13 protein-coding genes are annotated in these 12,685 nt (G+C 64.2%); 8 read left to right on the top strand and 5 right to left on the bottom strand.

What is annotated here, in order from left to right; genetic code table 11:
• Positions 1-7: 7 nt before the first annotated feature.
• Positions 8-439 (bottom strand): hypothetical protein, encoded by a 432-nt coding sequence (locus tag ACFI9K_RS15870; RefSeq protein WP_462664385.1) that lies wholly within the window; start codon positions 437-439, stop codon positions 8-10.
• 193 nt (positions 440-632) lie between these two features.
• Here ACFI9K_RS15870 and ACFI9K_RS15865 point away from each other — a divergent pair, with 193 nt between their 5' ends.
• Positions 633-2,489 (top strand): propionyl-CoA synthetase, encoded by a 1,857-nt coding sequence (locus ACFI9K_RS15865; protein ID WP_462664384.1) that lies wholly within the window; start codon positions 633-635, stop codon positions 2,487-2,489.
• A 70-nt stretch (positions 2,490-2,559) separates the two neighbouring features.
• A complete protein-coding gene (locus tag ACFI9K_RS15860) occupies positions 2,560-3,462 on the top strand; it encodes a DMT family transporter (RefSeq protein ID WP_462664383.1) in 903 nt (300 codons plus the stop codon).
• Here ACFI9K_RS15860 and ACFI9K_RS15855 read toward each other — a convergent pair.
• Positions 3,459-4,787, bottom strand: a complete 1,329-nt coding sequence (locus tag ACFI9K_RS15855) for a cryptochrome/photolyase family protein (protein WP_462664382.1) — start codon at positions 4,785-4,787, stop codon at positions 3,459-3,461. The two genes, ACFI9K_RS15860 and ACFI9K_RS15855, sit on opposite strands and share 4 nt — an antisense overlap.
• A 139-nt stretch (positions 4,788-4,926) precedes the next feature.
• On the opposite strand from ACFI9K_RS15855, the gene ACFI9K_RS15850 reads away from it, so the two are divergent.
• The 4 genes from ACFI9K_RS15850 to ACFI9K_RS15835 all read left to right on the top strand — a co-directional run bounded on the left by ACFI9K_RS15850 (position 4,927) and on the right by ACFI9K_RS15835 (position 8,258).
• Positions 4,927-5,133 carry a hypothetical protein gene (locus ACFI9K_RS15850; RefSeq protein ID WP_462664381.1) on the top strand — a complete coding sequence of 69 codons (207 nt, stop codon included), beginning with the start codon at positions 4,927-4,929 and terminating at the stop codon, positions 5,131-5,133.
• A gap of 10 nt (positions 5,134-5,143) precedes the next feature.
• Positions 5,144-5,872 carry a response regulator transcription factor gene (locus ACFI9K_RS15845; protein WP_462664380.1) on the top strand — a complete coding sequence of 243 codons (729 nt, stop codon included), beginning with the start codon at positions 5,144-5,146 and terminating at the stop codon, positions 5,870-5,872.
• Positions 5,869-7,170 (top strand): sensor histidine kinase, encoded by a 1,302-nt coding sequence (locus ACFI9K_RS15840; RefSeq protein ID WP_462664379.1) that lies wholly within the window; start codon positions 5,869-5,871, stop codon positions 7,168-7,170. The genes ACFI9K_RS15845 and ACFI9K_RS15840 overlap by 4 nt, the downstream gene beginning before the upstream one ends.
• Positions 7,171-7,232: 62 nt before the next feature.
• On the top strand, positions 7,233-8,258 hold the full coding sequence (locus ACFI9K_RS15835) for an isopenicillin N synthase family dioxygenase (protein WP_462664378.1): 1,026 nt from the start codon (positions 7,233-7,235) through the stop codon (positions 8,256-8,258).
• Positions 8,259-8,286: 28 nt separating this feature from the next.
• Here the strand turns inward: ACFI9K_RS15835 and ACFI9K_RS15830 are convergent, their stop codons facing one another.
• Positions 8,287-8,646, bottom strand: coding sequence for an FKBP-type peptidyl-prolyl cis-trans isomerase (locus ACFI9K_RS15830; RefSeq protein WP_462664377.1), 360 nt, complete (start codon positions 8,644-8,646; stop codon positions 8,287-8,289).
• A gap of 169 nt (positions 8,647-8,815) precedes the next feature.
• On the opposite strand from ACFI9K_RS15830, the gene ACFI9K_RS15825 reads away from it, so the two are divergent.
• Positions 8,816-9,616, top strand: coding sequence for a carbon-nitrogen hydrolase family protein (locus tag ACFI9K_RS15825; protein ID WP_462664376.1), 801 nt, complete (start codon positions 8,816-8,818; stop codon positions 9,614-9,616).
• 49 nt (positions 9,617-9,665) lie between these two features.
• Here the strand turns inward: ACFI9K_RS15825 and ACFI9K_RS15820 are convergent, their stop codons facing one another.
• Positions 9,666-10,457 (bottom strand): alpha/beta fold hydrolase, encoded by a 792-nt coding sequence (locus ACFI9K_RS15820; protein WP_462664375.1) that lies wholly within the window; start codon positions 10,455-10,457, stop codon positions 9,666-9,668.
• A 95-nt stretch (positions 10,458-10,552) separates the two neighbouring features.
• Between ACFI9K_RS15820 and ACFI9K_RS15815 the strand changes: the two genes are divergently transcribed.
• Positions 10,553-11,176, top strand: coding sequence for a TetR/AcrR family transcriptional regulator (locus ACFI9K_RS15815; RefSeq protein WP_462664374.1), 624 nt, complete (start codon positions 10,553-10,555; stop codon positions 11,174-11,176).
• A gap of 190 nt (positions 11,177-11,366) precedes the next feature.
• Here the strand turns inward: ACFI9K_RS15815 and ACFI9K_RS15810 are convergent, their stop codons facing one another.
• Complete coding sequence (locus tag ACFI9K_RS15810) at positions 11,367-12,665, bottom strand: citrate synthase (RefSeq protein WP_082521158.1); 1,299 nt, start codon at positions 12,663-12,665, stop codon at positions 11,367-11,369.
• Positions 12,666-12,685: the final 20 nt, after the last annotated feature.

Below are 12,685 nucleotides of genomic sequence, written 5' to 3'. Positions count from 1 at the left end.
ACCCCTGCTACGAGACCGGAGTGGAGCCTGCGGAACGACCGCAGGCTCCGCCGTGCACCTGCGAGGTCACGAGCGCTACTACGTCGCCCGCCCGTAAGTCGGCGGGCAATTCGACCGGACTCACGCAGCTACGCCCAGGGCTGTGCACATCGACCTTCACCATCTCGCCTACCGAATGCCGGTTGACCACCACGGCCTGCAATAGATCACCGAACTCGGCGTCGACGCCCACCTCGCCGGCAATCACCGACCGCACGCGCGTGATCAGAATCCGGCCCCACTGCACCGGAGTGCCCTCGGCGTCGGCCACATCCTCGAGCGCAACGCCATCGACGGTGATGCGCCCGCACACACAGTGCGTATCGGCGGGCCACAGCGCTGGATCACACCGCGAGACATAGGCGGCACCGAGGGACGGAAGTATGTCGAGAAGAGTCATGAGAAGAAGTCTTGCGCCGGGTGGTGGCGTCGAACAGAGGTGTTGACGCAATCTTGACGCCCCAGCTGTGAATATTGACGCCGCTTCGGGCACCAGTGCACACAACGACCGCCGATCGACGGGATTCCGCCGGTCGTCGCCGGTACTGTGCAACCCGGCCCGGACCTCGCACCCTCGAACTACGCTCGAACCCATGAGCGGCGAGTATCGGCAGGCATTCGACAGCAGCATCGACAATCGCGAGGAATTCTGGCTGGACGCCGCGGCGGGAGTCGATTGGGACACCCCTCCCACCAGCGCGTTCGACGGCTCGCAGTGGTTCCCCGGGGCCCGCCTGAACACCTGTTTCAACGCCCTCGACCGGCACGTCCAGGCCGGTAACGGCGACCGGACCGCGTTGATCTACGACTCCGCGATGCTCGGGCTCACCCGTAGCTACACCTATGCCGAATTGCTCGACCAGGTCGCCCGATTCGCCGGGGTACTGCGCGAGCAGGGCGTAAGCCCGGGCGACCGCGTGGTGATCTACCTACCGATGATCCCCGAGGCCGTCATCGCGATGCTCGCGTGCGCCAGGCTCGGCGCGGTGCACTCGGTGGTGTTCGGCGGATTTGCCGCCAAAGAACTCGCGGCCCGAATCGACGACGCCGAGCCGGTGCTGTTGATCACCGCGAGCGGTGGCTTCGAGCCGGGCCGGGTCATCGAGTATCTGCCGTTGGTGCAGCGCGCCCTGACGCTGACGACGGCGAACACACCGACAGTGATCGTGAAAGGGCGCGAGGGCATTCCCGGCGACCACGAATGGCTCGACTGGGACACCCTCGTCGCCGATGCCACCGCAGCACAACCGGTTTCGGTCCTGGCCACCGATCCGCTGTACATCCTCTACACCTCGGGAACCACCGGGAAGCCCAAGGGCGTGGTGCGCGACAACGGTGGTCATGCCGTCGCACTGACGTGGTCGATGCGCAACATCTACGACGTTGGGGCAGGGCAGGTGATGTGGACGGCGTCCGATGTGGGCTGGGTCGTCGGACATTCGTACATCGTCTACGCGCCCCTGTTCGCCGGTGCCACAACGGTTCTCTACGAAGGTAAGCCCGTCGGCACCCCCGATGCCGGCGCATTCTGGCGAGTGATTCAGGATCACGGTGTGCGGGCCCTGTTCACTGCACCGACGGCACTACGAGCCATTCGTAAGGTCGATCCCCACGCCGTCGAGCTGGAGAAATACGACACCTCCTCACTCGAGACCTTGTTCGTCGCCGGCGAGCGCCTCGATCCCGATACCTACGAATGGATTTCGCGCACACTCGATCGGCCCGTCGTCGACCATTGGTGGCAGACCGAGACCGGGTGGGCGATCTGCGCCAATCTTCGCGGCCTGGAGCCACTTCCGATCAAACCCGGATCGCCGACGGTACCGGTACCGGGATTCCAGGTCGGTATTCTCGACGCCTCTGGCAATCCCGTGGATGCGGGCACCGAGGGCAACATCGTGGTGCAGCTGCCACTTCCACCCGGCGCGCTCGTCGGCTTGTGGAACGACGAATCACGCTTCCAGCGTTCGTATCTCGACACGTTCCCCGGCTACTACCTCACCGGTGATTCCGGATACATCGACGCCGACGGGTATGTCTACGTACTCGGCCGCAGCGACGACGTCATCAATGTCGCCGGGCACCGACTGTCCACCGGCTCCATGGAGGCGGTATTGGCGGGCCACCCTGCCGTCGCCGAATGCGCCGTCATCGGCATTCACGACGACCTGAAGGGCCAGCGGCCCAGCGGGTACGTGGTCCTCAAGGCCGGCGAGAACATCTCCGAGGAGCAGCTGCGTACCGAACTGGTGGCCATGGTCCGCGACCAGATCGGCGCACTCGCGACGTTCCGCGACGTGACGATCGTCGGAGCCCTGCCGAAGACCCGATCGGGCAAGATCCTGCGGAAGACCATGCGTCAGATCGTCGCGGGCGAGGAGTACGGTGTGCCGTCGACCATCGAGGATCCGGCAGTCCTCGATGCTCTGGAGAAGCTGCTACGCAGATAGGCGGGAATCGGAGCAACCATGGCCGAAATCCGCGCGCCAGCGGGCTCTCCCACGCGATAGCGTCATCGGCATGACAGATCTCGACAGCCGCCCGAGCGTGGATTGGCTCGCCCTCGGCGCGGTCACCGTCACGGTGATTTCGTGGGCCTCGGCCTTCGTCGCGATTCGCGGCGTCGGCGAATCGTTCGGTGCCGGCCCGCTGGCCCTGGGCCGGCTGTTGATCGGATCGATCGCACTCGGTGCGATCGTGGCGATCAGGAGGCAATGGGTCAAGCCGAACCGAACACAGTGGCTGCAGATCATCAGCATCGGCGTGTTCTGGTTCGGCATCTACAACGTCTCGCTGAACGCCGCCGAGCAACGCGTGGACGCCGGAACGACGTCGATGATCATTCAGATCGGACCGATTCTGGTTGCCCTGTTCGCGGGTCTGCTTCTGGGCGAGGGGTTTCCGAAGTGGCTGGTGATAGGAGCGGGGATCGCGTTCGCCGGAGCGGTCATGGTCGGCGTCGTCACGGCAGTCACCACCACCTCGACCACCAGAACCGACGCCGACTTCCTCGGTATCGCGCTGTGTCTGGTGTCCGCGGTGACCTACGCGATCGGCGTGCTCAGCCAAAAGCCCGTGCTACGAACGATTCCGGGACTCCAGGTCACGTGGATGGCATGCACCATCGGCGCGGTCTGCACGCTTCCCTTCGCCCCGGCCCTACTGGGAGATCTGTCGACCGCCTCGGCCGGAGCCACCGGCGGACTGATCTATCTAGGCCTGGTGCCGACCGCACTCGCGTTCAGCACCTGGGCCTACGCGTTGACCCGCATGAACGCCGGCAAGCTCGGCATCACCACCTACGCCGTGCCGCCGATCACCATCACTCTCGCCTGGCTGCTACTGGGCGAAGTTCCGCATTACCTCGCCGTGGTCGGCGGAGTGATCTGCCTGGTGGGAGTCGGGTTGTCCCGCAAACGTTAGAGCGCCTTGAACCGGGCGATCGCCACTTCACGCTCGTGCTTGTGGTCGACGATCGGCTCCACGTAGTCCTTGGGTCTGCCGAACTTCAACGTGTGGACGGCTTTCCCTTCTTCACCGCGAAGCTCGGGCACCCAGCGCCGAACGTAGTCGCCGGTGGGGTCGAACTTCTCGCCCTGCGTGATCGGATTGAACACCCGGAAGTACGGCGAGGCGTCGGTACCGGTTCCCGCCGTCCACTGCCAACCGTGCTGATTGTTGGCCAGATCGCCGTCGACGAGATGCTGCATGAAGTAGCGCGCTCCCCGCCACCACGGCAGGTGCAGATCCTTGACGAGGAACGACGCCACGATCATGCGGACTCGGTTGTGCATCCACTTCTCCGAGTTCAGCTGGCGCATACCGGCATCGACGATCGGGAAGCCCGTCTCACCCTTGCACCAAGCATCGAACAATTCGTCGGCGTGCTTGCCGGAGTCCAGTTCGATCGCGTCGAACTTCTTGACGTAGTTCTCCCGGGCACTGTCGGGTCGCTGAAAGAGTATGTCTGCGTAGAAGTCTCGCCAGCAGATCTGCCGGCGGTACGACGCCGAACCCTCACTGCGAAGCTTGCCCAAGTCCGCCAACATGGTTCGCGGATGAATGGTTCCGTACTTCAGGTGCACCGACATCCGGCTCGTCGAATCCAGATCGGGGCGGTTGCGTTCGTCGTCGTACTTCGAGACCTCGTCGAGAAAGTCCTTCCACTGCGCCAGCGCGGCCTTCTCGCCTGCATCGGCATCGGACGTCTCCTTCTCGCTCGGAACCGTCGCGCGCTGCACGCCTTTCACGTCGTCCGGGTCGATCCACTTCACGGTTTTCGCAGAAGTATCGGCCGGTCCGCGCCAGCCGTGTTCCATCCACTGACGCGAATACGGCGTGAACACCTTGTACGGTTCGCCGTCGTTCTTGGTGATCCGCCCGGGCGCAACGGCATACGGCGAACCGGTCTCGACCAACGTGACCTTCTCGCCCACATGCTTGTCTCGCTCGCGTCCGTACGGACCGTAGTCGGCACTGATGTGGACCTCGTCGGCGTCGATCGCCTTCGCCACCTTCGGTACCACCGTCGCGGGGTCGCCGTGCACCACCATCAACCGACCGTCGAGTTGCTCGTTCAGTGCCTCGAGTGACCTGAACAGAAAGTCCTTCCGCGGCCCGCCGGAGGGCTTCAGCAACCGATCGTCGAGCACGAACAGCCCCAGTACGGGATCACCGGATTCGGCGGCGGCGGTGAGGGTGGGTAGATCCCCCAGACGGAGATCACGGCGAAACCATACGAGCGACATGGATCCAGTCTTACCCACCCCCGCCCCGAGCAATCCCCGGCTCTTAATTCTGATTCTCAGAGAATCGCCAACGACGACTCACCAAGGCCGCAACATGGGCCTCTAGCTTGGGAAACACAGAAGAGACAAGGAGAACACCATGACGAACACCCGCCCCTTCCCCGGCGCTCTTTCCTTGGTGAACAGCACCTGCACCTTCGAGAAGTACTACGAGCAGCTCTATGCCAAGGCACCAGCGCTCGCGTGGTCGCTCGATGCCGACACCAGCCGCCGCAGTGCGCTCGAGGAATTCTTCGCCAAGACACCCGAGGAGCGTCGCAGCACCGTCGACAGTTGGGTTGCCTAGCATTGGACCGGTGACCGAATCGTCGAGCAAACCCGCCACCGTCCTCGTCGTGGACGACGACGCCGATGTGTTGTCGTCGCTGCAACGCGGACTGCGCCTGTCCGGGTTCACCGTCATCACCGCGTCCGACGGAGCCGAGGCGCTCGGTGTGGTGTCCAGGACGTCACCCGACGCGATCGTGCTCGACATCAACATGCCGGTGCTCGACGGAGCCAGCGTGGTGACTGCGCTGCGTGCGATGGGCAACGACATTCCCATCTGCGTGCTCAGTGCCCGCAGTTCGGTGGACGATCGCATCGCCGGCCTCGAATCCGGTGCCGACGACTACCTCACCAAGCCGTTCGTACTGGCCGAACTCGTTGCCAGGATTCGTGCCATGCTGCGTCGACGCGGCACCAATCCCGTTGTACCCGTTGCAGACTCAGGTGCGCCCAACTCGGCGGTAGCCATCGGCACCCTCGTCGTCGATATTCCCGGCTACCGCGTGCATCGCGGCGGAGTGGACATCGATCTGACCAAACGTGAATTCGAGCTGTTGGCAATCCTGGCGCGGAACAAAGGCGTCGTCCTCACCCGGGAGCGATTGCTCGAACTGGTGTGGGGCTACGACTTCGTCGCCGACACCAACGTCGTCGACGTGTTCGTCGGCTACCTGCGTCGAAAGCTCGAATCCGATGGGTCGCCCCGCATCCTGCACACCGTCCGCGGCGTTGGGTTCGTCGTCCGAGAATCCGCATGAGCTTCTCGCTGCGCGCCCGCGTCGCTGCTGCGACGGCCCTCGGTGCCACCCTCGTGGTCGCCGCCCTCGCGGTGGTCACCTCGGTTGCCATCTCGCGCAACAACGTCAACCAACTCGACGAACGGTTGACGACGGCATCGCAGGTACTGGTCCCCAACTCGTCGACGCTGGAGGCCTTCATAGATCAACTCTCCGGGGCGTTCGCCGTCACCATTCGCAGCGGAGACATCGTGGTCGCATCCACGCCGACGCGGCTGCCCGCGCTGGACACCGGATCGCAGACCGTCGACGTGGACGGCCAACGGTTCCGGGTCTACACAGCGGTATCGACCATCGTGTCCACCATCTCCATTTCGATCGGCGTGCCGGCACTCGAAGCGCAACAGGTGACCGACGAGCAACAAAAACAGGTGCTGATGCTGGGGCTGGGTGCGATCGCGGTGTCCACGGGCCTGGGCTGGCTGTTCGGCGGTCGAGCCGTCCGGCCACTGGTGACGTTGACCCGGCAGGTCAGCGCGCAGCCACCGACCGCTCCCGCGACCCGCAGCGGCGTCACCGAGGCCGACGCCCTCGCGGTGGCGATCGGAGACATGCTCACCAGACTCAACGAGGCGCAGGACCGCACCAATGCCGCACTCGACACCGCACGCGACTTCGCGGCGGTGTCCGCACATGAACTGCGCACGCCGCTCACAGCGATGCGCACCGACATCGAGGTGCTGCGAACGCTGGACCTCGAGCCGGCGCAGCAACAGGAAATTCTCGGTGACCTGGAACGAACACAGGGACGGGTGGAGACGACGCTGACCGCCCTGGAACGACTGGCGTCGGGCGAACTGTCCAGTGAGGGCGACAGAGTCGAGACCGACATCATCGACATCTGCGACGTCGCCGCCCAGGACGCGCAGAGACTGCACCCCGAACTCGACATTCGAGTGGAGTCCGCTCCCGACTCCGAGATCACCATGCGCGCACTACCGACCGGTCTACGACTGGCCGTGGACAACGTGATCGGTAATGCCGTCCGGCACGGCAACGCCACCTCGATCGTCATCACCGCCGAACGGGTGGACACCACGGTGCGCGTTCTGATCGACGACAACGGATGCGGGGTACCGGTAGAGGAACGGGAATCGGTGTTCGGCCGCTTCGAGCGCGGCACCCGGGCAGCCAAAGGTGGTTCGGGCCTCGGCCTGGCCTTGGTTGCGCAACAGGCCGAGTTACACGGTGGCCGTGTGTATTTCACCGACAGTCCACTGGGCGGGGCGCGCCTGGTGATGGAGTTGCAGATCCGCTAGATTGCGGCACTCGTTACACGAAAGAAATCCGCGGGATAACCCGATGCGAGGAGTATGGGATCGTGCACTCGACATCGGATTTCACTGTCCCCATCGTCGACATCTCGCCGTACGCGCTGGACGAGCGCTCACCGGACGCAGATATGATCGCCCGCCGGGGAGTGGCGTCGCAGATCGACCGTGCTTGCAGCACAGTCGGTTTCATGCAGATCGTCGGCCACGGCATTCCGGACGAGATAGTTGGCGGGCTCGCGTCGGCGATGGATTCGTTCTTCGGTCTCGACCCAGCGCAGAAATCCGCCTACATCTGCCCGCCCGAGCTCAACCGCGGCTACACCGCCCCGAAGAGCGAAACTCTGAGCCTGAGCCTCGGGCTCGATTCGGCATCGGGCATGAACGACTACTTCGAGGCCTTCAACGTGGGCACCGGTGCACCGAACACCTGGCCCGAATCGGCCGCGTTCCGGCAGCCCGTCGAGAGGTATTTCGCCGAAGCTGGCCGAGTGGCACGGACACTGACCGGGGCCTTCGCCGACGCTCTCGGGGAATCGCCGAACCTGTTCTCACGCATCACCGACCGGTCTCTCGACACGCTGCGGATGAACAATTACGCACTCGATCCGGGCACCGCCGTACCGGAGCGCGAGCTCACCGGGATGAGCGAGCACACCGACTACGGATTGGTGACGGTGCTCTGGGCCGATCGGGTACCCGGCCTACAGGTCCTCGGTGCCGACCGGCTGTGGCACGACGTGCAGCCTGCCGAGGGCGCGTTGCTGGTGAATCTGGGTGATCTGCCAGCCCGATTGACCAACGATCGCTGGATGTCGACGCTGCATCGCGTGCGGCCACCGGTATCGGGCGGAACCATCCAACGCAGGCGATCTGCTGCCTTCTTTCACGACGGCAACCTCGACGCTGTGATCGCGCCGTTGGCGTCGTGCATCGAACCCGGCGCAGCGCCCGGGTATGAACCGGTGACCGTGGCCGAACACATTGCGGCCAAGCTGGCAGGTTCCCGAGGCGGAACGGCGAATGCCTCGGCAACCCGCGAAGCCGAGCGAGTACGACGCGCTGCTGTTACCTGACGCGTTGCTGTTATTTGATGCGCTGGTGTTACTTGACGTCGAGCAGGTCGATGACGAACACGAGGGTCTTGCCGGAGAGGCGGTGACCCGCGCCGGCCGGGCCGTATGCGAGCTCCGGCGGGATGGTGAGCTGGCGACGTCCGCCGACCTTCATTCCGGGGATGCCGTCCTGCCAGCCCTGGATCAGACCCTGCAGCGGGAACTGAATGGATTCTCCGCGGTTCCAGGACGAGTCGAACTCTTCACCCGAGTCGAACTCGACGCCGACGTAGTGCACCTCGACGGTGCCGCCTGCTACTGCCTCTGCGCCGTCACCCTCGACGAGGTCGACCGCCACCAAGTCCAAGGGTGCCGGTCCGGCCTGAAATTCGATCACTGGCTTCGTCACTGAAGTCTCCTGCGGTTGATGCCGGCCCGCCGACGCCGACTGTGGTGCTCTGGGCATATAACCAACACGACTTTACGTCGTAGACGGGTGCCGACGGGCGCTGGTACCCGCAATTGGCCCGTATCCGCTGGTCAGAGACGTCATCTGCTCGGAGCCTACGATGTAGTGCATGAGCGACACGATCCGTATCAGCCTCGCCCAGATCACCAGTGGCGACGACCCCACCGAGAACCTCGAACTCGTCGAGACCCACACCCGTGCCGCGGCGGAGGCCGGCTCGGACCTCGTCGTGTTCCCGGAGGCCATGATGCGCTGCTTCGGCGGACCCATCCGAAAGTTCGCACAGCCCCTCGACGGTGACTGGGCCAACGCGGTGCGTTCCATCGCGGCCGACGCCGGCATCACCGTCGTCGCCGGGATGTTCACTCCCGCCGCAGACGAACGAGTGACCAACACCCTGCTCGTCACCGGCCCCGGCATCGATGCGAGTTACGACAAGATCCACCTCTTCGACGCCTTCGGATTTGCCGAATCCGATACCGTCGCACCGGGTTCGGACCCACTGGTGGTCGACATCTCTGGGGTTCGAGTGGGCTTCGCGACCTGCTACGACATTCGATTCCCAGCACTGTTCCAGAAACTCGGCGACCTCGGCGCGGAACTGATCGTCGTCCCGGCGTCGTGGGGATCGGGCGACGGAAAAATCGATCAGTGGACCCTGCTCGCCCGCGCACGCGCGTTGGATTCGACCACCTTCATCGCGGCCTGCGATCAGGCCGAACCTGCTGCCGCCAAGGGAAATGCCCCCCTGGGTGTGGGCCACAGCGTCGTCTGCTCCCCCACCGGCGAAATCCTCGGGCAGCTCGACGCCACGCCCGGCATGCTGACCATCGACATCCATACCGAACTGGTCGACGCTGTGCGCAAAACTCTGCCGGTATTGAAGAACCGCAAGCACTTCGACGCCTGACGGTGCCGCGAACTCGAAGTTGTGGACGACATTCCGCCGTAAATCGTCCCTATCTTCGAGCTCGGCGAACGTCTGCATTCATCGACCAGAATTCTGTGACGATGTCGGCCAACTGCTCGGGCTGCTCCAACGCCGGAATCACCCGCGCACCAAGGACCGTCACCTCGCGCGCATCCGCCATCGTCGCCACGACGGCGCGCGCCTCCTCCGGCGTCCACTCACCCCGGTCGTCGGTGGTGACGAACAGCGTGGGGCACGTCAATGCCCTCGCCGCCCACATCAGGTCCGTCCGATTGAGAATCGCAGTCTCGATGGCCACTGCGGTCGCCCGACGGCCTGCACGCCCGATCGCGTCACGCAGCAACCGTATGGCCTCGGGGTCGTGAGCTCGGGTGTGATCGGTGAAGATCGTGTCCTCGATCGCCGATCGGACCGGACCGCGAAGACCGACGAGGCAAAAGAGTGGCAACAACATCCGGACCTTACGACGCAACGCCGTGTCGATCGGATGCGTCGGCGCGCTGATTGCGACGAGGGTGGCGATCAGGTCCGGCCGCCGCGCGGCCACCTCCAGACCGACATGACCACCCCACGCATTTCCGACCCAATCGACGCTGTCGAATCCCCATCGGCGCTGCATCTCCTCGAGTAGTTCGACAGCAGCATCAGCACACGTAGAGATGTCGGCAGCTTTGCTCAACGGATCGCTCGAGCCACAGGATGGGGCGTCGACCAGGTGCAGAGTCCGACTGGCAGCCAACATCGGCACGACGCGATCCCAGCTCGAGGAGTCGACGAACATGCTGTGCCACAACACAACCGGTGGTCCCGTGCCTGTCACCCGAACATGCAACCGACCGAGACGAGTCGGGAAGAAGTATTCGTTCATAATTGACATTACACAGCGTAATTTGAATTCTGTCTAGACTGCATTTCATGGCCAGGACCTACTCGTCGGACGTACGCACCGAGCGCGCTCGACTCAACCGCGCGGCAGTGATCGACGCTGCGCACACGATGTTCCTGAACCGGGGCTGGGTCGCCACCACCATGGCCGACGTCGCATCTGCAGCCGGTTTGACCCGGCAGACCGTCTACCAACAATTCGACGGAAAGCTCGCATTGTTGGACGGATGTATCGACAGTGCGCTCTCGAACGGCCTGAACTCTCCCGTCCGCGAGATGCCGAACTACGAGAAGATGGGCACGGGAACGTTCGAGGAGCGACTCGCCGCGGGCGCGGCCTGGCTCCGCGGGGCCCACGAACGATCCGCGGCGATCCAACATGTGCTCGACGAGGCCGCAGTGGTGGACCCTGTTGCTGCGCAACGACTTTCTGTCCGAGAAGAGACTCGATGGGACGAGAACCGGTGGGCAGCCGGGCTGATCCTCGACAGCCCTCCGCCGGACGCGATGGTCGACGCCATGTGGTTGCTCACGGCTCGCTCGGTGTGGCTGAGATTGACCCGTGAGCGCGGATGGACCTCCGAGCAATGGGAGCAGTGGTTCATCGCGCACGCCGAGATCGAACTCCGGCCGCGAACTCGAAGCCAGGGATAGATCCCGGCCGAAAACCGTACATAACGTCGAGTTCGGCGCTGCGAACTCGGCCGGAACGCACCGAGATCGCACTTGTGCAGCCGAAACCGGCCATATCGCCCGCGTAACTGCGAAGTCGGCGGGATACGGACACCACACGACAACGCCGCCGAACCCTGATGGGCTCGGCGGCGTTGTTGTGAAGCGAAAGCTAGCGGGAGCTGACGTCCTGGTAGTCGCGCTCGGTGTAGCCGGTGTAGATCTGGCGCGGGCGGCCGATCTTGCCGGTGGTGTCCTCGTTCTGCTCACGCCAGTGCGCGATCCAGCCGGGGAGACGGCCCATCGCGAACAGCACCGTGAACATGCGCGGCGGGAAGCCCATCGCGCGGTAGATCAGGCCGGTGTAGAAGTCCACGTTGGGGTAGAGCTTGCGCTCGACGAAGTAGTCGTCGGTCAGCGCGGTCTCTTCGAGCTTGAGGGCGATCTCGAGCAGCTCATCGCCGTTGCCCAGCTTGCCGAGGATGGTGTGCGCAGTTTCCTTGACCAGCGTCGCGCGCGGATCGAAGTTCTTGTACACCCGGTGTCCGAAGCCCATGAGCTTGACGCCGTCTTCCTTGTTCTTCACTCGACGCAGGAAGTCGGTGGCGTCGCCGCCCTCGGCCTTGATCTTGTCGAGCATCTCGAGTACGGCCTGGTTGGCTCCGCCGTGCAGCGGGCCCCACAGTGCGTTGATGCCGCCGGAGATCGAGGTGAAGAGGTTGGCCTGCGAGGATCCGACGAGGCGGACCGTCGACGTGGAGCAGTTCTGCTCGTGGTCGGCGTGCAGGATGAGCAGCATGTCGAGTGCCTTGACGATCTCGGGATCGACCTCGTACGGCTCGGCGGGGAAACCGAATGTCATGCGCAGGAAGTTCTCGACCAGGCTCTTCGAGTTGTCCGGGTACAGGAACGGCTGACCGACCGACTTCTTGTAGGCGTAGGCCGCGATGGTCGGCAACTTCGCCAGCAGGCGAATCGTGGAGAGCTCGACCTGTTCGGGATCGTTGGGCTCGAGCGAATCCTGGTAGTACGCCGACAGTGCGTTGACCGCGCTGGACAGCACCGGCATCGGGTGCGCGTTGCGCGGGAAGCCGTCGAAGAACCGCTTGAGGTCCTCGTGCAGCAGCGTGTGGCGACGGATGCGGTCGGTGAACGTCTCGAGCTCATCCGCGGACGGCAGCTCCCCGTAGATCAGCAGGTAGCTGACCTCGATGAACGACGACTTGCCCGCGAGCTGCTCGATCGGGTACCCGCGGTACCGCAGGATGCCCGCGTCACCGTCGATGTAGGTGATGGCCGACTTGGTGGACGCGGTATTGACGAACCCGCCGTCCAACGTCGTATAACCGGTGGTAGCCAGCAACTTTCCCAGCTCGATGCCGTTGTTGCCTTCGGAAGCCTCGGCAATCGACATGGAGTATTCGCCACCGGGATAGGTGAGGGTGGCTTTGGCGTCATTCTCAGCGGGCACGAATGGTCCCTCTCGAACTC

It is taken from the genome of Rhodococcus sp. PSi06 (assembly GCF_054960675.1).
Note: the sequence above shows the minus strand (reverse complement) of the source record. Positions and strands in the feature narration are given on the sequence as shown.